Source organism: Hydrogenophaga sp., assembly GCF_026125785.1.
Taxonomy (GTDB): domain Bacteria; phylum Pseudomonadota; class Gammaproteobacteria; order Burkholderiales; family Burkholderiaceae_C; genus Hydrogenophaga.
The window spans coordinates 16,579-41,828 of the sequence record NZ_JAHCKL010000026.1 but is presented as its reverse complement, the minus strand read 5'-3'; the positions used below and the strand labels follow the sequence as shown (position 1 = coordinate 41,828).

The window sequence follows — 25,250 nt, the reverse complement described above, 5'->3', positions numbered from 1 at the left end:
CCTGTTCACTCTGACGGTAGTGCCGTGAAGACAGCAGCAGAGCGCGCGCACGGCTTCACCCTGCTGGAACTGGTGGTGGTGCTGGCGCTGGTGGCGTTGACCACCGCAGGCGTGAGTCTGGCCTTGCGCGACAGCGATGCCGCCTCCCTGGAACGCGAGGGGCTGCGCCTGTCTGCGATGCTGGAGTCGGCACGCGCCCAATCGCGCACCAGCGGACTGCCGGTGGTCTGGCGCAGCCTGCCGCAGGGCTTCGAGTTTGTCGGTCTCCCCACGTTGCGCGATGGGCGGCAGGTGGCCAGCTCGCTGGCGGGCCCGCGTGGCTGGCTGCACCCCGAGACGCGCGCCACCGTGCTGCAGCCACCGGGCGCCCAGGTGCTGGTGCTTGGGCCGGAACCACTGATCGCCGCACAACGCATAGAACTCGTGCAAGGCGCCCACCGCCTCACGCTGTCCACCGATGGTCTGGCCCCGTTCGCTGTCGTGAACACGGTCGCTCCATGAAGACGATGCCCGCACACCGCGCTCGCGGCTTCACCCTCATTGAAGTCCTGGTGGCCCTGGCGGTGGTGGCCGTCACCCTGATCGCGGGGCTGCAGGCCACGGGGGCGCTCACCCGCGCGTCGGCGCGCCAGAGCGACCAGTGGCTGGCGCAGTTGTGCGCTGAAAACGAACTCACCCGCCTGCGCCTGACACGCCAGCTTCCGGGCGTGGGCGACAGCGAGTCCGCCTGTGTGCAGGCCGGGCGCGAGATGCGGGTGCGGCTGTCGGTGCAGCCCACACCCAACCCCAACTTCCGCCGGATCGACGCGGTGGTGATCGCCAACGTGGATGCCGACACCGTGCGCCTGCTCAGCATCTCCACCGTCATGGGCAGGTACTGATGATGAGCCTCCCCCGACGGCGCGCATGGCGCGGCTTCACGCTGATCGAGCTGCTGGTGGCCATCGTGGCCATGTCCATGGTGGCCTTGCTGAGCTGGCGGGCGCTCGACGGCATGACACGCACACAGGACGCGACCCAGGCACGCGCCGATGACCTGCTGCGCCTGCAGGCCGCGCTGGGCCAATGGGTGGCGGACCTGGACGCGGCCATCGACACCGGCGAGGTCGACGCACTGGACTTCAACGGGCAGGTGCTGCGCATCACCCGGCGCGACAGCGGGGAAACCGGGCTGGACAGCCGGGGCATACGCGTCGTGGCCTGGGCCCGGCAGGGCAGCGCCCAGGGTGGGCAATGGATGCGCTGGCAGTCCGGCTTGCTGGTCCGGCGCGACGAGCTCGCGCGCGCCTGGCAGCGGGCCGCCGAATGGGGCAGGGGCTCGGTGCCCTCGCAGACCGGCGGCACCAGCACCGACAGCGCCATCGCCCTGGTCGGCATCGACCAGTGGCAGATCTTCTACCACCGCGGCGAGACCTGGGGCAACCCGCTGTCCTCCGTCGGCCGCGAAGAGGGTGCGCTAGGCGGCGTGGCCGGCACAGGCAGCAACCTGCCCAACGGCGTACGTCTGGAGCTGGTGCTCGCCCAGAGGGACGGGCTGAACGGTGGCATCGTGCGCGACTGGGTGCGCCCCACGCTGGAGGCGGGGAGGTGAGGCCCCCACGCTCCGCCGCTGCGCGGGTCGCTGCCCCCCGAGGGGGCTGGCCCCGCCTGGGGAGCGGCCCGGCGGCGGGGCCTCTGTCACCCCCACGCTCCGCCGCTGCGCGGGTCGCTGCCCCCCGAGGGGGCTGGCCCCGCCTGGGGAGCGGCCCGGCGGCAGGGCCTCTGTCGCCCCCACGCTCCGCCGCTGCGCGGGTCGTTGACCGTTCCTCCTCGTGCGCCAGGCAGCGCGGTGCGGCGCTGCTGCTGGCCATGCTCACGGTGACGCTGGTGGCCACGCTGGCTTCGGCGGCGTTGTGGCAGCAGTGGCGGGCGAGCGAGGTGGAGCGGGCCGATCGGCAACGGGTGCAGGCTGGCTGGATTCTCACCGGCGCGCTGGACTGGGGGCGCCTGATCCTGCGCGAGGACGCGCGAGGCAACCAGAGCAGCGGCAACGCCGATCACCTGGGTGAGCCCTGGGCCATGCCGCTGGAGGAGGCGCGGCTCTCCAGCTTTCTCGCGGCGGACAAGAGCAACAGCGCGGACGAGGTCCTGCAGGCTTTTCTCTCGGGAGAGGTGATCGACCTGCAGTCGCGCCTGAACTTCATGAACCTGGTGCGCATCAGCGGCAGCGGCACCAACGCCAAGGCCGAGGTTTCGGAGGCCGACCTGCGCAGCTTCACGCGTCTGTACGAGCAGCTCGGCCTGCCGATCGCGGAGCTCAATGCCGCGGTGCGGGAGCTGCAGACCTCCACCCATCTGGCCAACAGCGACCCGCAGCCCTCGCGCACCGCCCTGATGCCCGCCAAGTTCGCGCAACTGGCCTGGCTGGGCATCAGCCGCGCCAGCCTGGCGGCGCTTGAACCCTATGTGACCGTGCTGCCCACCCGCACCACGCTCAACTTCAACACCGCCAGCGCACCGGCCATCTTTGCCAGCGTGCCGCGCATGGACCTGGCCCAGGCGCGCCAGGTGGTCGCCGTGCGCGAGAGCCGCCCGTTCCGCAGCCTGGCCGATGTCGGCACCGCGGTGCCGGCCTTGTCGGGACAACTGTCTGATCTATACCACGGTGTGCGCAGCGACCATTTCGAGGTGCGCGGCCGACTGCGCCTGGAGGACACCGTCATAGAGGAGCGCTCCCTGGTGGTGCGCAACAACCTGAACGTGAGGGTGGCCTGGCGCGAGCGCATTTCCCGCCAATAGGCGGCTCGGTGCGCGCACCGCACCTCGCGCCAGGACCACCGCTCCCCGCCATGGGGATGGGGATTGCCATCCAGCCTATCTAGAATGGCTGTCCGCCCTCTCAAGACCACCCTGCCGTGCTGATCGTCACCCCATCGGATTTTTCGGCCGCACCGCCCGCGGGGCCTGCGGCCCTGTTCGACTGGACGAGTTCGGCCAACGGCCAGCAGGTCACCGAACACGGCCAGGCGGCCGCCTCGCTGCTGCCGCGCGACGAAGACGTGGTGCTGGTGCTGCCGCCGCGCGCGGTGTCCTGGCACCGGGTGGCGCTGCCCAAGGTGGCTTCCGCACGCCTGCGCGCCGCCCTCGAAGGCCTGCTGGAAGACCGGCTGCTGCAAGACACGGCCGATCTGCATTTCGCCCTCGAACCCGGGGGCCGCGCCGGCCAGACCGTGTGGGTGGCGGCCTGCCAGCGCGACTGGCTGCGCGGCTGGCTGCAGACGCTGGAGGCTTCGGGTCGGCCGGTCTCGCGCATCGTGCCGGCGCTGTGGCCGCTGGTCGAATACGAAGCCGTCGGTGCCATTCCGGGCAACTCGCGCAGCTTCGCACTGGACGTGCCCTCCACCATCCACTGGGCCCACCACGAGGGCGACCAGGTCTGGCTGGGCAGCGCCAGCCTGCTGGGCGTGAGCTGCGTGCCCTTGAGCGACGCCAGCAACACCCTGGCGGGCAGCAACTCGGCCCAGGCGGTGGTGAGCGCGCTGATGCCGCCCGGCGCAGAACTGCCGGGCGATCCGGGCGATTTCGACGTCTGGCTGGCCGATCCCGGTGTGGCCGAACTGGCCGAACAGGTGTTGCAGCAACGTTTCGAACTGGTGGCGCGCCCGGCCTGGCTGCTGCGCTGCGCCCAGTCCGAGTGGAACCTGGCCCAGTTCGACCTCAGCCTGTCCACCGGCGCACGGCGCCGCCAACGCCTGCGCCGCCTGCTGCGGCAGATGCGCAGCGCACCCGCCTGGCGCCCTGCACGCTGGGGCCTGGCGGCCCTGCTGGGCGCCCAGTTGCTGGGCCTCAATGCCGCGGCCTGGCACGAGCGCAGCACCCTCACGGCCAAACAGCAGGCGCTGCAGCAGACGCTGCAAGGCACATTCCCGCAAGTCACCCTGGTGCTGGACGCTCCGGTGCAGATGCAGCGCGAACTGGCGCGGCTGCAGGCGGCCAGCGGCGCGCTGTCCCCGGGGGACCTCGAAACCCTGCTGGCGGCGATCGACCAGGCCTCGGGCGGAGAAGCCCTGGTGCCCTCGGCGATCGAGTACACCCAGGGCGAAGGCCGCTTCAAGGGTTGGCGCGCCAGCGAAGACCAGTTGCGCGCCCTGCAACAGACGCTGGAGCGCGGCGGCTGGCGGGTGCGGTTCGATGGCAATGAAGTGGCCCTGCGCCCACCGGAGCCCTGACATGGCCCTTTCCGCCAGTTCCCAACCCCTGGTGCGCGCCCGCGCTGCCGTCTCCAACGCCTTGAACCGCCTGGCGCCGCGCGAGCGGCGTGCCGTGACCGTGGCCGCCTGGGTGCTGGGCCTGGGCCTGGTGTGGTGGCTGGCGGTGTCGCCCGCCCTGGACACGCTGGTGCATGCCGGAGAACGCCACGCCAAGCTGGACGCCCAGCTCGGCCAGATGCAGCGCATGGCCGCCGCCGCCGAGGGCCTGCGTGGCCAGAGCACCGCCCAGCCGCCCAGCCGCGACGAATCGCTGCGCACGCTGGAAGTCGCCACCAACGGCCTGGGCGGCACCGCCCAGCTCTCGGTGCTGGGCGACCGCGCCACCGTGACTTTGCGCAACACCGCCCCCGACGCGCTGGCCCAGTGGCTGGCGCAGGTGCGCATCAACGCGCGCCTGCTGCCGCTGCAATCCCAGCTCTCCCGGGAACCGGGCAGCCCTGGCTGGAGCGGCACCATCGTGCTCTCGGGCCCCAGCCTGGGTGCCGGCTCATGACGCGCCGCCTGGCCTGGATCGGCGGCCTCGCCGGCGTGCTGGTCGCGCTGGTGTTCTTTGCCCCGGCCCGGTGGCTGACCGACCGCGTCGGCGCAGCCACCGGCGGCCAGGTCCAACTGGTGAATGCACGCGGCACCGTATGGAGCGGCCAGGCCGACCTCCTGCTCACGGGCGGCGAGGGCAGCCGCACCCTGGCCTCGCTGCCGCAGGGTCTGCAGTGGCGGCTGCGCCCCACCCTGGCTGGCGGCGCGCCCGCTCTGGTGCTGCGGCTGGCCGCGCCGTGCTGCACGCCGCAGCCGATGGCCCTGACCCTGGTGCCGCGCCTGGGCGGCGCGGAACTGCGCGTGGCCAGCTCGCGCAGCCATTGGCCGGCCGAGCTGCTGACCGGCCTGGGCACCCCCTGGAACACCTTGCGCATGGAGGGCCAGCTGGCCTTGCAGACCGGCGGCCTCACCCTGCGCTGGGACCAGGGCCGCACCAGCCTGCAAGGCGAGGCCTCGATCGAAGCCATCGACCTGGTCTCCCGCCTGTCCACGCTGCGCCCCCTGGGCAGCTACCGCATGGACGTGCGCGCCGATGCGGCGGGCAACACCACGTCACTGGACCTGCAGACCTTGCGTGGCGAACTGCAACTGCAGGGCTCGGGCCAATGGGTGGGCGGGCGGCTGCGCTTTCAGGGTGTGGCGCAGGCCGCGCCCGACAGCGAAGCCGCGCTGGCCAACCTGCTCAACATCGTCGGACGCCGCCAGGGTGCGCGCTCGCTGCTCAGTATCGGATGACGCACAAGCCCTACGTTTTGTCACTCACGAACCAAGATACGATCGCGCCATGAACCCGAACCTCCACCGTGTCGCCCCTGCCCGGCCCAAGCGGCCTGCCGCGCTGGCGCACGGCGCCGTGCTGAGCGCGCTCGCGTTGGCGCTGCTGCTCGCCACCGGCCAGAGCCCCCTGCCTTCGGCGCATGCACAGACCCGTGAGCCGGTCACGCTGAATTTCGTTGGCGCGGAGATCGAATCCGTGGCGCGCACCATGGCCGCCATCACCGGCCGCAACGTGGTGGTCGACCCGCGCGTCAAGGGCACCATCAACCTGGCCACCGAGCGCCCTGTCACGCCCACCGCCGCGCTCAACCAGTTTGCCGCCGTGCTGCGCCTGCAGGGCTTCTCGCTGGTGGACACCGGCGGCCTCTACAAGATCGTGCCCGAGGCCGACGCCAAGCTGCAGGGCAATGTGGTCAGTGCGGGCTCGGTCTCGGCCCTGCCCGCATCCAACACCGTGGTCACGCAGATCTTCCGCCTCAACCACGAATCCGCCAACAACCTGGTGCCGGTGCTGCGCCCGCTGATCGGGCCCAACAACACCATCAACGTCAACCCGGGCAACAACTCGCTCGTCATCACCGACTACGCCGACAACCTGCAGCGCATCGGCCGCATCATCGCGGCGCTGGACGTGGCGGGGGCCACCGACGTCGAGGTCATCCCGCTGCAGCACGCGGTCGCGGCAGACCTGGTGGTGCTGATCACGCGGCTGATCGACCCTTCCGTGGCCGGCGGCACGCAGAACGACGCCTCGTACAAGACCACGCTGGTGGCCGAGCCGCGCAGCAACAGCCTGGTGCTGCGCGCGGCCAACCCGGCGCGCCTGGCGCTGGTGCGCTCGCTGGTGGCGCGGCTGGACCGGCCCGCGTCGGAAAACGCCAACGGCAACATCCACGTGGTCTACCTGAAGAACGCCGACGCGACCGCGCTGGCCACCACGCTGCGCGCGGCCATGGCGGGAGAATCGGGCGGCAGCAGCGTCTCCGGCCTGTCATCGGCCTCCCGGAGCACCGCATCGACCGCGGCCAGCACCACAGCCGCCGGCAGCACACCGTCCACCACGCCGGTCTCTGGCAGCGCACAGCCCTCCACCGGCGGCCAGATCCAGGCCGATCCGGCCACCAACTCGCTCATCATCACCGCGCCGGAGCCCCAGTACCGCCAGTTGCGCGCGGTCATCGACCAGCTCGACTCGCGCCGCGCGCAGGTGTACGTGGAAAGCCTGATCGCCGAGGTCAATGCCGAGAAGGCGGCCGAGTTCGGCATCCAGTGGCAGGGCGCGATCGGCAACTCGGGCGACCGCGTGATCGGTTTGCTGGGCACCAACTTCGGCACCGGCGGCAGCAACATCGTCGACCTGGCCCAGGGCAGTACCGCGCCGTCTCCGGGCCTGAACATCGGCGCCGCGCGCCGCACCAACGGCGTCTACGTGCTGGGCTTCCTGGCGCGTTTCCTGCAGCAGAACGGCGAGGGCAACATCCTCTCCACCCCCAACCTGCTCACGCTGGACAACGAGGAAGCCAAGATCGTCATTGGCCAGAACGTGCCCTTCGTGACCGGGCAGTTCACCAACACCGGCGCAAGCAACGGCTCGGTCAACCCCTTCCAGACCATCGAGCGCAAGGACGTCGGCCTGACGCTGCGCGTGCGGCCGCAGATCAGCGAGAACGGCACCATCAAGATGACCATCTACCAGGAGGTCAGCAGCGTGCAGCCCAACTCCATCAACTCGACCACCGGTCTGATCACGAACAAGCGCACCATCGAGTCCACCGTGCTGGTGGACGACGGCGCCATCGTCGTGCTGGGCGGCCTGTTGCAGGACGAGTACGCCGGCAACCAGGACAAGGTACCTGGCCTGGGCGACGTGCCCTTGCTGGGCAACCTGTTCCGCAGCGAGACGCGCTCGCGCAAGAAGACCAACCTGATGGTGTTCCTGCGCCCGGTGGTGCTGCGCGACGCACGCGACACCAGCACCCTGGCCATGGACCGCTACGACTTCATGCGCTCCACGCAGCAGAACGCCCAGCCCACCAACAGCAAGGTGCTGCAGGTCAACGAAGGGCCGGTGCTGCCCAAGCCCGCCCCGTCGGCCGCTCCGCAGCAGGGCCCGACGCCCAACTGACGACGAGCACCCGGCCGTGAAGTACCCACTGCCCTACGCCTTCGCCCGCGAGCACCAGTGGCTGCTTGAGGACGATGGCAGCACCCGCACGCTGCTGGGCAGCAGCACGCCGGCACCGGACACCGCCGCACGCACGCGCCGGCTGTCGGCCCTCACGGAAATCCTGCGCAGCCACGACGTCCAGGAGATGCTCTGGGAAGACGGCGAAACGCTCCGGCAGCGCATCAGCGCGGCCTACGCGCAGGGCGAGTCCAGCGCCGCCGCCGTGGTGAGCGAAGTCCAGGGCGATGCCGACCTCAGCCGCATGATGCAGGAGCTGCCGGCGATCGAGGACCTGCTGGAAACCGCCGACGACGCGCCCATCATCCGCATGCTCAACGCGCTGCTCACCCAGGCCGCGCGCGACGGCGCCAGCGACATCCACATCGAACCCTTCGAGCGCCATTCCAGCGTGCGCTTCCGCGTGGACGGCACGCTGCGCGAGGTGGTCCAGCCCAACCGCGCGCTGCATGCGGCCCTGATCTCGCGCCTGAAGATCATGGCCGAACTCGACATCTCGGAAAAACGCCTGCCGCAGGACGGCCGCATCTCGCTGCGCATCGGCACGCGCGCGGTGGACGTGCGCGTCTCCACCCTGCCCAGCGCCCATGGCGAGCGCGCGGTGCTGCGCCTGCTGGACAAGAGCGAGAGCAAGCTCAGCCTGGAGGCCGTGGGCATGCAGGGCGACGTGCTGGAGAGTTTCCGCCGGCTCATCGGGCAGCCGCACGGCATCATCCTGGTGACCGGCCCCACCGGCTCGGGCAAGACCACCACGCTGTACGCCGCGCTGCAGCGCCTGGACGCGGGCACGCAGAACATCATGACGGTGGAAGACCCGATCGAATACGAGCTGCCGGGGGTGGGCCAGACGCAGGTCAATGCGCGCATCGACCTGACTTTCGCCAAGGCCCTGCGTGCCATCCTGCGCCAGGACCCGGACGTGATCATGATCGGCGAGATCCGGGACTTCGAGACCGCGCAGATCGCCATCCAGGCCTCGCTCACCGGCCACTTGGTGCTCGCCACGCTGCACACCAACGACGCCCCCAGCGCCGTCACCCGCCTCACCGACATGGGCGTGGAGCCCTTCCTGCTGAGTTCCTCGCTGCTGGGCGTGCTGGCGCAGCGCCTGGTGCGCAAGCTCTGCCCGCACTGCCGCCGCCAGGACGGCCGGGGCCACTGGCACCCGGTGGGCTGCGAACACTGCAACCAGACCGGCTACAAGGGCCGCACCGGCATCTACGAGCTGATGGTGGCCGACGACAAGATCCGCTCGCTCATCCACAACCGTGCGGCCGAGAGCAAGGTGTACGTGGCGGCCGAGGAAGCCGGCCTGCGCTCCATGCGCGCGGACGGCCAGCGCCTGGTCGAGGCGGGCATCACCTCGCCTGAAGAGGTCATGTCGGTGACGCGGGATTAGGATGAGACACCCCCCTGCGCCGCTGCGCGGCTTCCCCCCTCCGTGGCGCGCCTTCGGCGCTTCGAGGGGGGACGATGCCTTGGGCCGGCGGAGCCGGACCCTCGGCATCTCTGGGAGCTGCGGCCTCGCTGCGCGGCCTTGGGCTGGCTGGGCTCTCGGCATCTCGGGGGTCCTGGGTCGGGCCCTCGGTGCTTTATGGGTTGCAGCCTGACATGCCTGCCTACACCTTTGAAGCCCTGGATGCGCAGGGGGTCACGCAGAAGGGCCTGATCGACGCCGACACGGCGCGGGCGGCGCGCAGCATGTTGCGGGCGCGGGCGCTGGTGCCGCTGCTGGTGGAGCCTGCGTCCAGCGCGCCGAGCGAGGAGAAGTCGGGCGGGCTGAACATCACGCTGTGGGGCGGGCGGGCTTTCAATGCCACCACGCTGGCGGTGTGGACGCGCCAGTTGGCGGGCCTCGTGAGCGCGGGGCTGCCACTGGAGCGGGCGCTGTCGGCGCTGACGGAAGAAGCCGAAGTCGAGCGCCAGCGCAACCTCATGGCCTCCCTGCGCTCGGAGGTCAATGGCGGCTCGACCTTTGCCCGCGCGCTGTCGCAGTACCCGCGCGAGTTCTCGCCCACCTTCACGGCCGTGATCGCCGCTGGCGAGCAGAGCGGGCAGCTCGGCGCGGTGCTGGAGCGCCTGGCCGACGACCTGGAGGCGCGCGAGGTGCTGCGCAACAAGATCGTGGCCGCCTCGCTCTACCCGGCCATCGTCACGGTGGTGGCCATCGTCATCGTGGTCTTCCTGGTGTCGTATGTGGTGCCGCAGGTGGCCAATGTGTTCGCCGGCAGCAAGCGCGCACTGCCGCTGCTCACGGTGGCCATGCTCAACCTGAGCGACTTCGTGCGCGGGTATGGCTGGCTGCTGGCGGGCCTGCTGGTGCTGGGCGCCATTGCCCTCATCGCCGCGCGGCGCAGCGAGGCGCTGCGCCTGCGCATGGACGCTGCCTGGCTGCGCCTGCCACTGGTGGGCCGCCTGGCGCGCGGCTACAACGCGGCGCGCTTCGCGGCCACGCTGGCCATGCTGGCGGCGGCGGGCGTGCCCATCCTGCGAGCGCTGCAGACCGCCGCCGAGACCCTGGGCAACCAGGCCATGCGGGCCGACGCGCTGGACGCACTGGTGCTGGTGCGCGAAGGCGCGCCGCTGGCCTCCGCACTGGGCAGCAAGAAGCGCTTTCCACCGCTGGTGTCCATGTTCGCGCGCCTGGGCGAGCAGACCGGGCAACTGCCCGCCATGCTCGACCGCGCCGCCGCCCAGCTCGGTGCCGAGGTGCAGCGCCGCGCCATGCACATGGCCACCATCCTGGAGCCGCTGCTCATCGTGGGCATGGGCCTGGTGGTGATGCTGATCGTGCTGGCGGTCCTGATGCCCATCATCCAACTGAACCAGCTGGTGACATGACCCTCCCCCGCCGCGCTCCGCGCGTCCCCTTCAAAGGGGCAGCGCCTGCGGCCTGGCAGAGCCAGTTCCGCGGCGTTCACGGTTCAACCACCCCTCTTTCGGGAGCCATTGCATGGGTGTGACGCTTGAAGGCAAGCTGGTCGTTGCCATCTCCTCGCGCGCGCTGTTCGACTTCGAGGAGGAGAACCAGGTCTTCGAGACCGGGGACGACCGGGCCTACATGAAGCTGCAGCTCGATCGCCTGGACCAGCCGGCCGCGCCGGGCGTGGCGTTCTCGCTGGTGCACAAGCTGCTGGCCTTCAACGACGCCCATGCGCAGCGGGTGGAGGTGGTGATCCTCTCGCGCAACGACCCGGTCTCGGGCATGCGGGTGTTCCGCTCGGCCCAGCACTACGGCCTGCCGATCCAGCGCGGCAGCTTCACGCGCGGCCAGCCGCCGTGGCGCTACCTGCGGCCGCTGCGGGCCAACCTGTTTCTCTCCACCCACCTGGCCGACGTGCGTGCCGCGCTCGATGCCGGGGTGCCCGCGGCACAGGTCTATCCTCAGTCCGTGCACGCCAGCGATGCGCACCCCCATGAGGTCCGCATCGCCTTCGACGGCGACGCGGTGCTGTTCTCCGACGAGGCCGAGCGCGTCTTCCAGGCACAGGGCCTCTCGGCCTTCCAGGCGCACGAGTCGGCCAAGGCCGCCACACCGCTGGAGGGCGGCCCCTTCAAGCCTCTGCTGGAAGCCCTGCACCGGCTGCAGAGCGAAGGCACGCCGCTCATGCGCATCCGCACCGCGCTGGTGACCGCGCGCAGCGCACCCGCGCACGAGCGCGCCATCCGCACGCTGATGAACTGGAACATCGAGGTCGACGAGGCCATGTTCCTGGGCGGCCTGCCCAAGGGCGAGTTCCTGCGCGAGTTCGAACCCGACTTTTTCTTCGACGACCAGACCGGCCACATCGAGTCCGCCGCGCAGCACGTACCTGCCGGGCACGTGGCCAGTGGCGTGAGCAACGGCGGCTAGGAGCGTTTCCTGGCGTCCTGCCCCGCCGCATCCGCATCACCTGGCACACCCAATACCATTTGGCATCCGGGACTGGCTGGGCCTCTCACGGCCGTTGAGCGAAGGCGTAGACCCCCTGTACCACCTTTGCCATCCGCTCATAGTCCAGCCTCTCGAACGTGTCTTGCGGCTGGTGGTAATTGCGGTTGCGCATGAATGCCGTGTCGGTGACCATGATCGCTGGCATGCCTTCGTTCCAGTAATTCAGATGGTCTGAAAAGTCGACGCCCCGCAAGGTGGCTGGCGCGTTGATGGAACGAACCGGGAGCGTGGTGGCGCCAGCCATGGCGGCCTTCACTTTTCTCATTTGGCCAAAGTCATCCAGCCGACCCACGAGTGCGATGAAATTGCCTCGGTCGGGGTACAACGACGCGAGTGCCGGAAAGGGGTAGCGCTGGCTTCCCGGCTCATCGGAAAAGTAACCGATCATTTCAAGGGACAGCATGAGTTCGACGTCCCGATGGGCCGCGCTCATGGAGCGTGCATGCCATGCGCTTCCCATGTGTTCCGTTCGGAAATGTGGTGGCTCTTCCAGGGTGTAGGCCACGAGTTCAATAGCGCGTGGCGGGGGAGAGCGGCCCAGAAGGCGCGCCAGCTCCAGAAGGCCTGCCACGCCGCTGGCATTGTCGTCGGCGCCGGGTGTGTCCCCGTGGGAGTCGTAGTGGGCACCAATCACCCGCACGGGCCCAGTGGGTGAGCCGAATTTTGCGATGACGTTTCTGTAGCGGGTTCCTTCGACGACCACTTCCTGAATGGACACGTCGGCTCCGAAGGCTTCGAGTGCCCTCTGGATATAAGCCGCAGCCCGTTCAAGGTTCTCGTGATGTTCGTGGTTGCGCGGGTGCAAATCTTGAGAGAGGTACCTGACGTGCTGTTCGAGCTGCCTGGCGTCCACGGCGGGTGGTGTTGAAGCGATGGGTATGACGAAGGGCTGAAGCAGCATGCCCGTGACAACGGTGGCCACTGCCCATCCCACGAGCACGACTGCCATCAAAAACTTCCGGAGCATGGCTTGATCCTCATCTCGATGCGAACGATCCCAATCCCAATTCCGCCGCTTTGCAAAGCGAGTCAACAGCCGGCAGGCTGCTTCTCAGGATTTTCCGAAGCACGGATCATTGCGCGTCGCACGCAGGGGGCCAGGGTCAAAGACACCAATTGCCGTCTGAATTCCACCCAATGCCCTCAGCCCCGCCTCAGCGCAGCGGGCGGCCGAACCGCTACGATGCGCATCACCTCCGGGCACGCCCGTGCCCGACCAGCCCAGGGTTTCATCCATGACAGCATCCGCCCCCGCCTCCCGCCCGGCCTCGCTCTGGCCCACGCTCAAGCGCATCGGCACGTTCGCCATGCCCTACTTCCAGTCCGAGGAAAAATGGCGCGCTCGCGGCCTGCTGCTGGCGGTGGTCCTGCTCAACCTGGGCACGGTCTTCATGCTGGTGCAGATCAACGAGTGGTACCGCGTGTTCTACGACGCCCTGCAAGCCAAGGACCAGCCGGTGTTCTGGCAACAGATCGGTCGCTTCGGCTGGCTGGCCCTGATCTACATCGTGCTGGCGGTTTACAAGTTCTACCTCACGCAGATCCTGCAACTGCGCTGGCGCGTCTGGCTGACCGACCACTACATGGCCCGCTGGCTGGCCCACAAGGCCTTCTACCGTATGGAACTGGCGCGCTACACCGCAGACGAGAATGGCACACCGGACAACCCGGACCAGCGCATCCAGGAAGACCTGAACCTGTTCACCAGCTACACCGTTTCGTTGTCCATGGGCATGTTCAATGCCCTGATCACGCTGGTGAGTTTCGTCGGCATCCTTTGGACGCTCAGCGGCTCGCTGAGCTTCACCGCACCGCAAGCGCTGGGTGGCGGGCAGTGGGAAATCTACGGCTACATGGTCTGGGCCGCGGTGCTGTACTGTGCCGTGGGCAGCGCCATCGCGCACTGGATCGGCCGCCCGCAGGTGCGGCTGAATTTCCAGCAGCAGATGCTGGAAGCCAACTTCCGCCACCACATGGTGCGGGTGCGGGAATACAGCGAGTCGATCGCGCTCGATGGCGGTGAGCGCGTCGAACGCCACCACCTGGACCTGCGTTTCCGCGATGTCATGGGCAACTACTTCGCCCTTATCCGCAACCAGAAGCAGCTCACCTGGTTCAGCAGCTTCTTCTCCCAGGCGGCCATCATCTTCCCCATGATCGTCGCGGCGCCGCGCTATTTCAGCGGCGCCATCCAGCTCGGCCAGCTCATGCAGATCAACTCGGCCTTCGGCCGCGTGCAGGACTCGCTCTCCTGGCTGGTCGACAACTACATGTCGCTGGCGGTCTGGAAGGCCACCACCGACCGTCTGATCGGCTTCGAGGAGAGTCTCTCGCACCAGTCGCAGACCCGTGACGAGCTGGAGCAGACCGGGTCGACCGACGGCATCGTGGCGCACGGCCTGGACGTGGACCTGCCTGGCGGCACGCGCCTGCTGGCCGGCGTGGACCTGCGCGTGCAGCCCGGCGACACGGTGCTGCTGCATGGCCCATCGGGCAGCGGCAAGTCCAGCCTGTTCCGCGCGCTATCCGGCATCTGGCCTCACGCGCGCGGCCGCGTGGCGCTGCCCGAAGACACCATGTTCATCCCGCAGCGGCCCTACTTCCCGGACGGCCGGCTGCGCGACGCCCTGGCCTACCCCGACCCGGCCGACCGCTACCTGGACCAGGACCTGCGCGCCGCGTTGAACGAAGCCCTGCTGCCGGAACTGGCCGACCAGCTCGACCGCGAGGACGCCTGGAGTCAGAAGCTCTCCGGCGGTGAGCGCCAGCGCCTGGCGATCGCGCGCGTGCTGCTCAAGAAGCCGGCCTGGGTATTGGCCGACGAGGCCACCAGCGCGCTGGACGAGGATGCCGAAGCCACCGTCTACCAGCGCCTGCTGGAACAGGTGCGGCAGGCGCGCGGCGCGCTGGTGTCCATTGCCCACCGCTCCACGCTGGCCGCCTTCCACCGCCGGCGCTGGGGCCTGGAGCCCACCGGCAGCCCCGAGGTACGCTACCGGCTCACCGAACGCTGAGCCGGGACTGCGGCGCGTAGCTGGGCTGCGGGTCTACGGCGCAGCGTGTCGCCATGGAATCGACGGCGGCCTGCGCGATGGCCAGCGCGTTCCAGCCATCGGCGAAACCGGCGCCAGTAACCACCCGCGTCTGCAAGGCCTCCAGGAACGCGGACCACTGGTTGACGAAGGAGCGCAGGTAACCGGTGATGGGCGACTCGTGGTGCAGCGGTGCGCGCGCGGTGCCGCGCCGGTCCGAGCGCAGCAGCGGAGCGCCCAGGCCGTTCTGCAGGCTGAGCATGCCCTCCGAGCCGAACACCTCCACCCGGTGGTCCAGCCCATAGACGCAGCGCCGGCTGTTGGTGACGTGCACGGCCGAGCCATCGGCAAAGCCCATGAGCACCATGGCGCTGTCGACATCGCCCTCCGCGGCCAGCCCGGGGTCTATCAGTGCCGCGCCGTGCGCGAACACGCCCACCGGATCGGCGCCCAGCAAAAAGCGCGCGAGATCGAAGTCGTGGATGGTCATGTCCCGGAACAGGCCACCGCTCTCCCGCACATAACGGTAGGGCGGCGGCGTGGGCACGCGGGTGATGATGTGCATGCTCTCCACCGCGCCGACCTCGCCCGCCTCGATGGCCCGCCGCAGGGCGATGAAGTTGTCGTCGTAGCGGCGGTTGAAGCCCAACTGCACCAGGCTGGGCCGGTCCTTGATCTGCTCGTGGCAGTCGCGCACGCGCGCCAGCGAGAGATCGATCGGTTTCTCGCACAGCACGGGTTTGCCGGCGGCCACGCAGGCGGCGATCAGGTCGCAATGGGTTTCCGTGCGCGAGGCCACCACCACCGCGTCGATGGCCGGGTCGCCCAGGATGTCGTCGGCCGTGGCCACGGCCCGCCCGCCATGCAGCTCGGCCAGCGCCTGCGCCATCGCAGGCTCGTCGTCCTGCACCAGGGCCAGCGTGCACGAGGGGTGCTGGCCGATGATGCGGCCATGAAGCTGGCCGATGCGACCGGCGCCGATGAGTCCGATGCGGTACCGGCGGGACATGGCGTCAGACCAGGGCGCCCTGGCGGTCCAGTTCCCGGCGCACGCGTTGCGCGAGCCCCTGCCCGCCGTCGCCGTCGGCCGTGAACGCGGCCGACACGCCGGCGGCCTGTCCGGTGGCGAACGCGGTCCCCATCACACGCACCGAGGCGTAGGCGCGCGTGTCCGCCCCGATCACCCGGCCGGCCAGGCGCAGGTTGGAGAGGCCCTCGGCCACGATGGCGTCGTGCGGCACATCGAAGAAACCGTCGCCACCCAGCGCCACCCACTTGGCGCGGCCCGGGGCCTCGTGCATCTCCATGGGCCAGGCCGCGCGCGCGATACCGGTGACATCGCGCCGGCCCGCCAGCGCATCGGCCTCGGTCACGTCGCGCCGCGAACGCGGGCGGCGGCTCTCGCGGATGCCCAGTTGCGGCCCGGAGGCCAGCAACGTCGCGCGCTCGAAGCCCGGGTGCTGGCGCAGCACCTGCACGTAGTGCCAGGCCATCTCGCGCGCCTGCGTTTCGGCGCGCGCCAGGTCGGGGCCGGAGACACCGTCGGTGTCCAGGTCCACAGCCATGGTCCAGTAGTCACCGGTCAATGGCAACCGGAACATGGCGCCGCCGTCCTCGCGCGTGATGCGCGGCTTGCCGGTCAGGTTGTGCGCCTGCACCAGCCGCGCCAGGCGCTCGCGATCCACCTCGACGCCCTCCGGCACCCCGCCGATGCGGATGGGCAGCGAGGCGGGCTGGCGGAACTGGCCCGGGCTGCCGTCCTGCGACAGCGGTACGCCGGCGAAGCTGCTGAGGCAGGCGTGGCCGCTGGCGTCCACGAAGCAGCGCGCCTCGATCTCGCGCAGCCCCCGGTAATCGGCCACCACCACGGCCTCCAGGCGATCACCGCTGCGGCGTGCATCCACCAGTTGCGTGTGCAGCAGCAGGTCCACCTGGCTGCGGGTCAGCAGCCGGTCGAACGCCAGCTTGGTGGCCTCCACGTCGAGCAGCACGATCCAGGCGCCGCTGCGGGCACGCCAGGGCTCGATGAACAGGCCCAGCAGCGCCAGTTCTTCCAGCACCTCCTGGCCAATGCCACGCACCATGCGCACCGGCATGTCACCAAACACGAAGAAGCCGCAGTAGGCCAGCACCTGGGACTGCGTGGCCGCACCGCCCATGAAGGCGTTGCGTTCAATCAGCAGGGTGCGTGCGCCGCCGCGCGCGGCGGCAATGGCCGCCGCCGCGCCGCCGGCTCCAGCGCCCACCACCACCACGTCGTAGCTCTCACGGCCCGCCGGACGGTTCACGCGGTCACCCTCCGCACTGTGCTCATGAAGGCTGGATGCCCGCGGCCTGGATCACCTTGCCCCAGAGCGCCGATTCGCGCTTCATGATGGCCGCCAGTTCCGCCGGCCCGCCGCCGGTGGGCGCGAAGTACTGGGCCGCCAGAGGCGTGCGAAAGCCGCTGGAACCAATCACCTTGGCCGCTTCGGCCGCCATGCGCTCCAGCACCGCCGGATGCGTGCGCGCCGGCGCCAGCACCGCATGCCAGGCCACCGACTCGTAGTCCGGGTAGCCCTGTTCGGCGATCGTGGGCACATCCGGCAGGCCGGGCAGGCGCTGGGCCGAGGTCACGCCCACCACGGTGAGCTTGCCGGCCTGCACGTGGCCCATGGCCACACCCGGCACCATGAAGGACGCCTGGATCTGCCCGCCCAGCATGGCGGTGACCGCCTGCGGAGAGGATTGGAAAGGCACGTGCAGGATGTCGAAACCCGCGCGCGTCTTGAACAGTTCCATCGAGAGGTGCGTGGCCTGCCCGATGCCGGTGCTGGCGTAGTTGAAGCTGCCGTTGCTGGCCTTGGCCAGCCGCACGAAGTCGCGCACGTTGTTCGCGCCCAGCCGGGGATCCACCGCCAGCACCAGCGGCGAAGTGGCCACCTGCGTGACCGGCGCCAGTTCGGTGAAGGGGTCGTACGGCAGCTGTTTCATCAGCAGCGGCGCGGTGACCAGCGGCGACTGGGTGGTGAAGAGAAAGGTGTGGTCGTCGGCCGTGGCCTTGGCCACCACGCCCGTACCCAGCGTACCGCCCGCGCCCGCGCGGTTGTCGATGACGATGGGCTGACCGAGTGCCTTCTCCATCTGGCCGGCCAGCAGGCGCGCCACCACGTCCGGCGAACTGCCCGCGGGATAGGGCACGACCAGCTTGATCGGGCGCTGCGGCCAGGCCGCGCCCTGAGCGCGCGCCAGCGGCAACCCACTCGCTGTCAGGGTGCCGGCCGCCAGGACCGAGCGCAACAGGTCTCTTCGCTGCATGGGGTGTCTCCTCTTGAAGGTGGCCATTCGTCGGCCTGGCTATGGAACCGAGCGCAGTATCTGGCTTCCGTGCTAGAACCGAAACTACTTTGTTTTTGGTTATCGATAACCTCTGTTTATGGCCAGAATCGACCCCAGCCTGAAGATCAGCGAGCGCCAGATCGAGGTCTTCCGCACCCTGATGATCACGCGCACGCTGAGCGCGGCGGCGCGCCAGCTGTTCGTTTCGCAGCCCGGCCTGAGCGTGACGCTGCGCCGCTTCGAGGAGCAGCTCGGCACGCGCCTGTTCGAACGCATGGGCGGCCGGCTGGTGCCCACCGAAGAAGCCCAGCGCATCTTCGAAGAGATCGAGCGGGTGCACGGCCGCTTTGGCCAGCTCATCGAATCCATCCAGGCCATCGCGCGTGGCGACAACGCCATCTTCCGCTTCGGCACCTCGCCCAGCGTGAGCCAGCAATTGATTCCCCAGGTGCTCGCACGCCTGTCCGCGCAGGCCGGCGAGCGGCGCTTCCACTGCGATCTGCTGGGCGAGAAGGCCATCCGCGACTACCTCTGGTTCGCCCAGGGCGCCTGCGTGGCCTCCATCGCCGACCTGGACGACCCGGCGCTGGCACGCACCACGGTCGCGCGGGGACGCCTGGTCTGCCTGCTGCCGCAGGACGACCCGCTGGCGGGCCGCCCCAGCCTGGCGGCCGGCGAATTGCGAGGCCGGCGCTTCATCTCCTTCGAGATGGAGACCCCGCATGGCCGCATCATCGCGGCCTCTCTGGCGCGCTCGAACACCCGGCTGGACGTGTCGATCTACGTGCGGGTGGTGCAACTGGCGATCGCCATGGTGCGCCAGGGCCTGGGCGTGGCCATCGTGGACGAGTTCTCCGCCATGGGCTGCGAGGCGCTGGGCCTGAAAGCCGTTCCCCTGCAGCGCAGCCTGCCGGTGCCGGTGTACGTGTACTGGTCAGGCCTGCGCCCGCGCCCGCGCGGCACGGACGAGTTCATCGAAGCCCTGCGCAGCGTGGCCGGCGGCAGGGGTGTTCAGGCGCGCAGCAGATCCTCGCCACAGAAACCCGCCCAGCCGCGCGCGCGCAGTTCGCAGGCGGGGCAGCTCCCGCAACCGTAGCCCCAGGGGTGGCGGTGCTCGCGGTCGCCGAGGTAGCAGGTGTGGGTGTGCTCGACGATCAGGTTCACCAGCGCGCTGCCGCCGCCCACCAGCACCGCCGACTCACCCAGCTCATGGGCCAGGCGCCAGGTGGCCGCCTTGTCGATCCACATCAAGGGTGTGTCGATCAGGAAGCGGTGGTCCATGCCCAGCGAGAGCGCCACCTGCAAGGCCTTCATGGTGTCGTCGCGGCAGTCGGGGTAGCCGGAGAAGTCGGTCTCGCAGACGCCGGTGACGATGACCTGGATGCCACGCCGGTAGGCCAGCGCGGCGGCCAGGGTCATGAACAGCAGGTTGCGCCCCGGCACAAAGGTGTTGGGCAGCCCACTGGCCTCCATGCGAAAGGCCATGTCGCGCGTCAGCGAGGTCTCGCTCACCTTGCCCAGCACACCCAGGTCGAGCAGGTGGTCTTCACCCAGCCGCTGCGACCAGGCCGGGAAACGCTGGCGCAGTTCGCGCAGCACCACCTGGCGCGCATCGAGCTCGACGCGGTGGCGCTGGCCGTAGTCGAAGCCTATGGTCTCGACTCGGGGAAAGCGGGACAGGGCTGAAGCCAGGCAGGTGGTGGAGTCCTGGCCTCCCGAGAACAGCACCAGGGCGCTGGTGTGCTGGGGGGTGGGATGGGGCGCGGGAACGGTCATGCCAGGATGGTAGCGCGAGGCCATGCCGCGCAAACGCCCTCGAACGGCCCCGGGGCAGGCCACCGGCCCGGCGCGGGGGGGTCAGGTCATGCGTTCGGAACGCTTGCTGGCGTGGTCCCGGCTGGTGGCCAGCATGCGGATGAGGGCCCGGTTGGCGTGTTCCAGGCTGATGTCGTGCCGCTGGCACACCGCCGGCACGCTGTGCAACTGGCCGCGCTCGCCCATGGCGCGCGCCACGTCCAGCAGCGGGTGGTAGGGGCCGTCGTGGCGCAGCAGGGCGTCGTACACCCGGCCGGCCAGGGGCAGGCGGTGCAGCAGGTCGGCCAGCGGCTGGTGCAGCAGGCGGTCCAGCCGGGCCAGCAGCGCGGTGGTGTAGACCTCGCCGCGCAGGGCGTCGTCGGAACCGCTGGCCAGCAGGTGCTGGGCCAGGCGCGCGCGCATCACCATGGCGTAACGCACCGGGTGCAGGTCGCGGTCGGGTTCGCTGGAGGGCAGCTGGTCCACCAGCCAGCGGCCGAGTTCCCGGAAGCCCAGCATCATCAGCGCGTGGCGCAGCGAGGCGATCTCGTGCCGCAGGCCGTAGGCCGCGGAGTTGACCAGCATCAGGATGCGGTAGACCAGCACCGGGTCCTGGCGCACCAGGCGCTCCAGGTGTTCGATGGAGCAGTCCTCGTCCTCGATGGCGCGCAGCACCTGCCGGATCACGCCGGCGTCGTAGTTCAGCGGCTGGTGGCGGTGGGCGTTGAGCACGTCGTCTTCCGGCCAGTCCAGCAGGCCCCAGGCTCCCGCGCGGTCCAGGCACTCGCGCGCCAGGGTCTGCGTGGTCACGCCCTCCACCAGTTGGCCCAGCAGGCCCGCGGGCATGCCCTGCGCGCCCAGGCGCAGCAGGTTGCGCACCTCGCCCGGGCCGCCGATGCGCCCCTGCAGTGCAGCCAGATCGGTGCGGCGCAGGATCTGGTGGCCGCTGCGGGCCGCGGCCTGGACGCGGGCCAGGGTCTCGGGCGCCTCGAACCAGACGCCGGGCACTTCCAGCCAGGTGTTGTGGACCGGCGCGCAGGCCATGGCCTGCTGCAGCAGGCGCGGGTTCTCCACGCCGAGAATGAGCACCGGCGCGCTCTCGGGCCAGTCGTCGCCCAGGGCCTGCATCAGGTGGTGGGCGTCGACCGATTCCGGGTGCACGGCGCGCACGCCCAGGCGCACGGCGGCGAGCTCGCGCGCGCGGTTCCACACCGGCTCGTAGCCCAGTGCGATGCTGTCAAGAACGGTGTGGCTCAGCATGAAGATCCGTCGGTGTCCCCGGCAGGTGTCTCAGATCACCTGGAACAGCGACATGCGCTGCACCTGGGCGTACGACTTGATGGCCGCCTCCAGTCCCACCTGCTGGTTCTGGAAATCGGAAATGCCCTTGACCATGTCCATGTCCTCCAGGCGCGAGCGCTCGGTGTCCAGGTCCACGCTGCGTGTCTCCATCAGCGTGTTGAGCGAGTCGGCTCGGTTGAGCCACTCACCGGCACGCCCACGCGCCAGCAGCACCTTGTCGTGCGCCGCGTCCAGCTCGGTCATGGCGCGCGCCAGGGCCTGGCCCTGCACGGCACTGCGGTTGGGTGCGTCCTGGCGCAGCGCGTCGATGGCGTTCTGCACCACGGAGAAGATGTCGGTCGGGCCGCTCACCGGGTTGATGTCGATGCGGTCGCCCGCGGCGGCCTCGCCGCGCATCTGCAGCGAGATGCCGTCGAAGCTGATGGTCTTGTTTGCTTCGTAGGGCACGCCGGTCTGCCCCGCCACCGGCGTGCCGGTGGTGGCGTTGGTCACGGTGTACTGGATCACGCCGCCCACGTCGGCGAAATCGATGCGGTAGTCGTTGCCGGTGAGTTGCGTGGCGTCGGTCACCTGACCCATGTCGGTGCTCACGCCGCCGGTGTTGCCCGCGCCCAGGCCGATGGTGAAGGTGCCATTGCCCTGCGGCACGCGCATCCAGATGGCGTTGCCATCCAGCGCCTGCGGCAGCGACGCATTGCCGGCCGCGGCCTGCCCACGCTGGCCTTCGAACTGCACGCCAGCGCCGCTGGGTCCGTACAGGTCCACGAAAGGCGTGGCGGCACCGCCCAGGCCGCCGAACAGCGTGCGGCCCGAACTGTCCTGCCGGTTGGCCACGGCCACCAGCTGCTCGCGCAGGCCTTCGAGCTGGCGGGCAACGTCCTCACGCTCGCTCGAAGTGAACGTGGCATTGCCGGCGGTCACCAGCAGATCCCGCACGCGCTGGATCAGGTCGCCCGATTCCGCCAGGCCCGACTCGGCCTGCTGCAGGCTGGTGCGCGACGCCTCCAGCGCCCGCAGGTCCGCCTGCGTGCGCGAGAGCCGGTTCGCCGCCGTCTCCGCCAGCGTGGCCGCCACCGGGTCGTCGCTCGGTTTGAGCACCCGCTTGCCCGTGGCCAGGTTCTCCTGCAGGCGCGACAACTCCGCCTGCCGCCGCGCCAGGTTGGCGATGGTGTTGTCGTAGCTGTTGGCTGTAGCGATTCGCGTCATGGCAATACCCCATCCCCATCAAATACCCGAAGAAACACCCCCCTGCCCAGGCGGTCGCGCGGGGAGTACCTCGTCATCCTCATCGGCCCACCGTCTGCAGCAGGCTGTCGAACGTGCTCTGAGCCACCTGCAGGAACTTGGCCGAGGCCTGGTAGGCCTGCTGGAACTGCAGCAGCCGCGCAGCCTCCTCGTCGAGGTTCACGCCGGCCACATTGGCCCGCGCGGTTTCCGCGGTGGAGGCCACCTGGCCGGAGAAGCTGGCGGCGAACTGCGCGCCCTGCACCCGGGTACCGACGTCGGAGAACAGGCTGATGTAGCCGTCCGACAGCGGCACGCCCTCGAAGGTGGCGCGGTCGCGCAGCGCCAGCATGGCGCCGGCGTTGCCCGCGTTCTGCGTGGTGCTGCCCGCAGGCGCGGCGCCGATGCTGAAGCTGTCGCCAGCGGTTGGGCTGCCGCGCAGCGTGAGGCTCCAGCCGTTGAAGACCATGGGCTCGCCGGGCTTGAAGTTGTAGCTCGGCGGCGGGCCGGCGTTGTCGGGCGGCGGGTTGCCCGGCCCCAGGCCGGTGACGGTGAAACTGCCATCGGCCTGGAAGGTGATGGTGACCGGATCCGTGAGGTTGGCGGAGGCCGAGGTGGCGTACAGGCTCTCCACGCTCAGGCCTCCGGCGTTGCCGTTGCCCGGCGCGACCATCACCGGGCTGGCCGCGGCCAGACGGTCGGGCGAGCTGATGGCCAGCTGCATGTTGCGCGCCGCGGCCTCGTAGGGGCGCACCTTGAAGCGGTCGCCGGGAACGGCGCTCCCGTGGTCGATGTTGAAGCTCAGGCCATCGACCACGGCGGGCATGGACGACACCGGTGTGCTGGTGCCATCGGACAGCCGCACCACGCTGATGCCGCCGGTCTCGAAACGCACCTCGTAGTCGGAGGCGATGAGCGCCGTGGGGTCGCTCACGGCGGCGCTGACCTGGGCGTTGCCTCCGTTGCCGGCCGCGGCGATGCCGATGGCCGAGGCCGGCGGCACGAAGAAGGCCTGGCCGGCATTGCCCTGCAGGTCCACGCCGAGCGCGTGCTGGGCATTGACCGACGTGGCCGTGGCCAGCGCCATGCGGCCCAGCAGGTTCTGCACGTCGACCAGGTCCTTGTTCAGGAACGTCATGAGGCCGGAGAGTTCGCCACCACCCAGGGTGGCGTTGTCCACCGGCGAGGCGGCGCCACCCTGCACGAAGTTGAGCGCGATGCGCGAGTTGTCGTTGGGATCGCGCGTGACCGCGAGCTGGTTGGAGGACTGGCCCAGCACCAGCGGCTGACTACCGGCCACGAACACGTTCACGCTGCCGTTGCTGGCCTCCACGGTGCTGATCTGCACCTGCTGACCCAGTTCGCGCAGGATCTGGTCGCGCTGGTCCAGCAGGTCATTGGGCGTGTGCAACTGGCCACCGGACTCGATGATGCGCTGGTTGACCTTGGCCAGGTCCTGCGCCAGGCCGTTGATGGTTTTCACCGAACCCTCGACCTGCTTCTGCGCGCTGGCGGCCAGCGTGTCGAGTTGGCCGGCGGTGTTGCGCAAGCGAGAGGCGAACTCCTCCGCCCGCGCGATGGCGACCACGCGCGCCGTGGAGTTGGTGGGCGACGAAGACACGTCGATCCAGGCGTTGAGCATGCTGTTCATGGCGGAGCCCAGGCCGGAGTCCCCGGTGGGGAAGGCCGACTCCAGTTGCTGCAGCCGCTCCAGGCGCAGTGCGTCGGCCGCCGCCACCGAACCGGCCACGCGCGCCTCGCGCGTGAGGTAGGCGTTGTGCGCGCGCTCCACGGTGGAGATGTCCACGCCCTTGCCGAAGTAGCCATTGCCCAGCGCCTGGTAACCCGAGACCTGCAACTCCACGCTCTGGCGCGAATAGCCCGTGGTGTTGACGTTGGCGATGTTGTGGCCGACCACCTGCAGCGCGGCCATGTTGGTGGTGAGCGCGCGCGTGGCGATATTCAGTGCGGAAGACATGGCATCTCACCTCGTTGGAATCAGGACTGGGCCCGCTGCAGATTCAGCGTGGTGTTGATGGCGCGGCTGAGCTTGGCGGCGTACTGCGGGTCGGTGGCATAGCCGGCCTTCTGCAGGCCGGAGGCAAAGCCCTGCACCGAGTCGAGCTGCTCCATCACCTGGCCATAGCGCGGGCTCTGGCTGATCAGGCGGGCATAGTCGCGGAACGAGTCGGCGTACGAGTCGTAGGCGCGGAACTTCGCCACCAGCTTGCGCGGCTCGCCGTCGATGTACTCGGTGGTCGTGACCTCGGCGACCTTGCCCTTCCAGTTGTCGGTGGCCTTGATGCCAAACAGGTTGAACGACGGCGCACCGTCCGCGTGGCGGATCTCGCTGCGGCCCCAGCCGGTCTCGTGACCGGCCTGGCCGATCATGAAACTGGCCGGAATGCCGGATTCGCGCGCCACGGCCGAGGCGGCCTGGCTGTGCTGGTCCACGAAGGCCGCCTGGCGCGGCCCGCCGCTCAGGCGACCCACGGTGGTGTCGCCGTCGGCGGCGCCGCTGCCGGACGCGGCACCGGCGCCCTCGGGCCGGATCTGGCGCGAGAGCTGGCGCTCGATGGCCTGCGAGAGCCCACCCGGCAGGCCGGAGAGCTGCACCGCGAACTGCTGGTCCAGCAGTTCGGTGCCCATGTCACTGCCCTCGCCATCCATCAGGCCGGACTTCTGCGTGGCCTCGCGCATGCTCTTGATGAGCTCGCGCATGAACAGGGCTTCGAACTGCTTGGCCGCCTCCTTGAGCGCGGCCTTGTCGTCCTTGCCCGCGCCATAGCGCAGCGCATTGAGCGCCGTCGGGTCGGCCGCGAGGCCTTGCGGAGACAAGGGAGAGGTACTCATACCCGATGCCTGGATCGTCAGGAGCGCAGGCCGGCCAGCCCGGG

22 protein-coding genes are annotated in these 25,250 nt (G+C 69.8%); 13 read left to right on the top strand and 9 right to left on the bottom strand.

What is annotated here, in order from left to right:
- Positions 1-24 precede the first annotated feature (24 nt).
- The 11 genes from KIT53_RS18195 (at position 25) to KIT53_RS18145 (ending at position 11,602) form a co-directional block, all read left to right on the top strand.
- A complete protein-coding gene (locus KIT53_RS18195; RefSeq protein ID WP_297755698.1) occupies positions 25-501 on the top strand; it encodes a prepilin-type N-terminal cleavage/methylation domain-containing protein in 477 nt (158 codons plus the stop codon).
- Positions 498-881, top strand: a complete 384-nt coding sequence (gene gspI / locus KIT53_RS18190; RefSeq protein WP_297755696.1) for a type II secretion system minor pseudopilin GspI — start codon at positions 498-500, stop codon at positions 879-881. The genes KIT53_RS18195 and gspI overlap by 4 nt, the downstream gene beginning before the upstream one ends.
- Before the next feature lie 2 nt (positions 882-883).
- Entirely contained in the window at positions 884-1,591 is a 708-nt protein-coding gene (locus KIT53_RS18185; RefSeq protein WP_297755694.1) for a prepilin-type N-terminal cleavage/methylation domain-containing protein, read from the top strand.
- 170 nt (positions 1,592-1,761) lie between these two features.
- A complete protein-coding gene (gene gspK / locus KIT53_RS18180; protein WP_297755732.1) occupies positions 1,762-2,778 on the top strand; it encodes a type II secretion system minor pseudopilin GspK in 1,017 nt (338 codons plus the stop codon).
- A 116-nt stretch (positions 2,779-2,894) separates the two neighbouring features.
- Positions 2,895-4,208 (top strand): type II secretion system protein GspL, encoded by a 1,314-nt coding sequence (gene gspL / locus KIT53_RS18175; RefSeq protein ID WP_297755691.1) that lies wholly within the window; start codon positions 2,895-2,897, stop codon positions 4,206-4,208.
- Between the two features lies 1 nt (position 4,209).
- Positions 4,210-4,743: a type II secretion system protein GspM gene (gene gspM / locus KIT53_RS18170; RefSeq protein WP_297755689.1), complete on the top strand. Its 534-nt coding sequence runs from the start codon at positions 4,210-4,212 to the stop codon at positions 4,741-4,743.
- Complete coding sequence (gene gspN, locus KIT53_RS18165; protein ID WP_297755685.1) at positions 4,740-5,522, top strand: type II secretion system protein N; 783 nt, start codon at positions 4,740-4,742, stop codon at positions 5,520-5,522. Before gspM ends, gspN begins: the two co-directional genes overlap by 4 nt.
- A gap of 49 nt (positions 5,523-5,571) precedes the next feature.
- On the top strand, positions 5,572-7,689 hold the full coding sequence (gene gspD, locus KIT53_RS18160) for a type II secretion system secretin GspD (RefSeq protein WP_297755682.1): 2,118 nt from the start codon (positions 5,572-5,574) through the stop codon (positions 7,687-7,689).
- 16 nt (positions 7,690-7,705) lie between these two features.
- A complete protein-coding gene (gene gspE, locus KIT53_RS18155) occupies positions 7,706-9,148 on the top strand; it encodes a type II secretion system ATPase GspE (protein ID WP_297755679.1) in 1,443 nt (480 codons plus the stop codon).
- 212 nt (positions 9,149-9,360) lie between these two features.
- On the top strand, positions 9,361-10,590 hold the full coding sequence (gene gspF / locus KIT53_RS18150) for a type II secretion system inner membrane protein GspF (protein WP_297755677.1): 1,230 nt from the start codon (positions 9,361-9,363) through the stop codon (positions 10,588-10,590).
- A gap of 112 nt (positions 10,591-10,702) precedes the next feature.
- On the top strand, positions 10,703-11,602 hold the full coding sequence (locus tag KIT53_RS18145; protein WP_297755674.1) for a 5'-nucleotidase: 900 nt from the start codon (positions 10,703-10,705) through the stop codon (positions 11,600-11,602).
- An 85-nt stretch (positions 11,603-11,687) separates the two neighbouring features.
- On the opposite strand, the gene KIT53_RS18140 is transcribed toward KIT53_RS18145, so the two are convergent.
- Entirely contained in the window at positions 11,688-12,632 is a 945-nt protein-coding gene (locus tag KIT53_RS18140) for a M28 family peptidase (RefSeq protein WP_297755671.1), read from the bottom strand.
- Between the two features lie 286 nt (positions 12,633-12,918).
- Here KIT53_RS18140 and KIT53_RS18135 point away from each other — a divergent pair, with 286 nt between their 5' ends.
- Positions 12,919-14,697, top strand: a complete 1,779-nt coding sequence (locus KIT53_RS18135) for an ABC transporter ATP-binding protein/permease (protein WP_297755668.1) — start codon at positions 12,919-12,921, stop codon at positions 14,695-14,697.
- On the opposite strand, the gene KIT53_RS18130 is transcribed toward KIT53_RS18135, so the two are convergent.
- Genes KIT53_RS18130 through KIT53_RS18120 form a run of 3 tightly spaced genes read right to left on the bottom strand, consistent with a single transcriptional unit; the run spans position 14,684 to position 18,012 of the window.
- On the bottom strand, positions 14,684-15,724 hold the full coding sequence (locus tag KIT53_RS18130; RefSeq protein ID WP_297755666.1) for a Gfo/Idh/MocA family oxidoreductase: 1,041 nt from the start codon (positions 15,722-15,724) through the stop codon (positions 14,684-14,686). The two genes, KIT53_RS18135 and KIT53_RS18130, sit on opposite strands and share 14 nt — an antisense overlap.
- Before the next feature lie 4 nt (positions 15,725-15,728).
- The gene (locus KIT53_RS18125) at positions 15,729-17,003 is read right to left on the bottom strand and encodes an FAD-dependent oxidoreductase (protein WP_297755663.1); all 1,275 of its coding nucleotides are present in this window, start codon (positions 17,001-17,003) and stop codon (positions 15,729-15,731) included.
- Positions 17,004-17,025: 22 nt separating this feature from the next.
- A complete protein-coding gene (locus tag KIT53_RS18120; RefSeq protein ID WP_297755660.1) occupies positions 17,026-18,012 on the bottom strand; it encodes a tripartite tricarboxylate transporter substrate-binding protein in 987 nt (328 codons plus the stop codon).
- Between the two features lie 118 nt (positions 18,013-18,130).
- On the opposite strand from KIT53_RS18120, the gene KIT53_RS18115 reads away from it, so the two are divergent.
- Positions 18,131-19,129, top strand: a complete 999-nt coding sequence (locus KIT53_RS18115; protein ID WP_297755641.1) for a LysR family transcriptional regulator — start codon at positions 18,131-18,133, stop codon at positions 19,127-19,129.
- On the opposite strand, the gene queC is transcribed toward KIT53_RS18115, so the two are convergent.
- The 5 genes from queC to flgJ all read right to left on the bottom strand — a co-directional run bounded on the left by queC (position 19,045) and on the right by flgJ (position 25,206).
- Positions 19,045-19,809, bottom strand: coding sequence for a 7-cyano-7-deazaguanine synthase QueC (queC, locus tag KIT53_RS18110; RefSeq protein WP_297755639.1), 765 nt, complete (start codon positions 19,807-19,809; stop codon positions 19,045-19,047). The genes KIT53_RS18115 and queC overlap by 85 nt on opposite strands.
- A gap of 81 nt (positions 19,810-19,890) precedes the next feature.
- Positions 19,891-21,087 (bottom strand): HDOD domain-containing protein, encoded by a 1,197-nt coding sequence (locus KIT53_RS18105; RefSeq protein ID WP_297755637.1) that lies wholly within the window; start codon positions 21,085-21,087, stop codon positions 19,891-19,893.
- 30 nt (positions 21,088-21,117) lie between these two features.
- Positions 21,118-22,335: a flagellar hook-associated protein FlgL gene (flgL, locus tag KIT53_RS18100; protein WP_297755635.1), complete on the bottom strand. Its 1,218-nt coding sequence runs from the start codon at positions 22,333-22,335 to the stop codon at positions 21,118-21,120.
- A 79-nt stretch (positions 22,336-22,414) separates the two neighbouring features.
- On the bottom strand, positions 22,415-24,331 hold the full coding sequence (gene flgK, locus KIT53_RS18095) for a flagellar hook-associated protein FlgK (RefSeq protein ID WP_297755632.1): 1,917 nt from the start codon (positions 24,329-24,331) through the stop codon (positions 22,415-22,417).
- Positions 24,332-24,351: 20 nt separating this feature from the next.
- Positions 24,352-25,206, bottom strand: a complete 855-nt coding sequence (gene flgJ, locus KIT53_RS18090; RefSeq protein WP_297755630.1) for a flagellar assembly peptidoglycan hydrolase FlgJ — start codon at positions 25,204-25,206, stop codon at positions 24,352-24,354.
- Between the last annotated feature and the right edge of the window lie 44 nt (positions 25,207-25,250).

Coding starts and splice junctions, on each gene's coding strand:
- gspI (WP_297755696.1), top strand. CDS start 498: ATGAAGACGATGCCCGCACACCGCGCTCGCGGCTTCACCCTCATTGAA.
- gspD (WP_297755682.1), top strand. CDS start 5,572: ATGAACCCGAACCTCCACCGTGTCGCCCCTGCCCGGCCCAAGCGGCCT.
- flgJ (WP_297755630.1), bottom strand. CDS start 25,206: ATGAGTACCTCTCCCTTGTCTCCGCAAGGCCTCGCGGCCGACCCGACG.
- flgK (WP_297755632.1), bottom strand. CDS start 24,331: ATGTCTTCCGCACTGAATATCGCCACGCGCGCGCTCACCACCAACATG.
- gspM (WP_297755689.1), top strand. CDS start 4,210: ATGGCCCTTTCCGCCAGTTCCCAACCCCTGGTGCGCGCCCGCGCTGCC.
- KIT53_RS18120 (WP_297755660.1), bottom strand. CDS start 18,012: ATGCAGCGAAGAGACCTGTTGCGCTCGGTCCTGGCGGCCGGCACCCTG.
- KIT53_RS18145 (WP_297755674.1), top strand. CDS start 10,703: ATGGGTGTGACGCTTGAAGGCAAGCTGGTCGTTGCCATCTCCTCGCGC.
- KIT53_RS18185 (WP_297755694.1), top strand. CDS start 884: ATGAGCCTCCCCCGACGGCGCGCATGGCGCGGCTTCACGCTGATCGAG.
- KIT53_RS18130 (WP_297755666.1), bottom strand. CDS start 15,724: ATGTCCCGCCGGTACCGCATCGGACTCATCGGCGCCGGTCGCATCGGC.
- KIT53_RS18135 (WP_297755668.1), top strand. CDS start 12,919: ATGACAGCATCCGCCCCCGCCTCCCGCCCGGCCTCGCTCTGGCCCACG.
- KIT53_RS18140 (WP_297755671.1), bottom strand. CDS start 12,632: ATGGCAGTCGTGCTCGTGGGATGGGCAGTGGCCACCGTTGTCACGGGC.
- KIT53_RS18105 (WP_297755637.1), bottom strand. CDS start 21,087: ATGCTGAGCCACACCGTTCTTGACAGCATCGCACTGGGCTACGAGCCG.
- gspF (WP_297755677.1), top strand. CDS start 9,361: ATGCCTGCCTACACCTTTGAAGCCCTGGATGCGCAGGGGGTCACGCAG.
- queC (WP_297755639.1), bottom strand. CDS start 19,809: ATGACCGTTCCCGCGCCCCATCCCACCCCCCAGCACACCAGCGCCCTG.
- KIT53_RS18115 (WP_297755641.1), top strand. CDS start 18,131: ATGGCCAGAATCGACCCCAGCCTGAAGATCAGCGAGCGCCAGATCGAG.
- gspN (WP_297755685.1), top strand. CDS start 4,740: ATGACGCGCCGCCTGGCCTGGATCGGCGGCCTCGCCGGCGTGCTGGTC.
- flgL (WP_297755635.1), bottom strand. CDS start 22,335: ATGACGCGAATCGCTACAGCCAACAGCTACGACAACACCATCGCCAAC.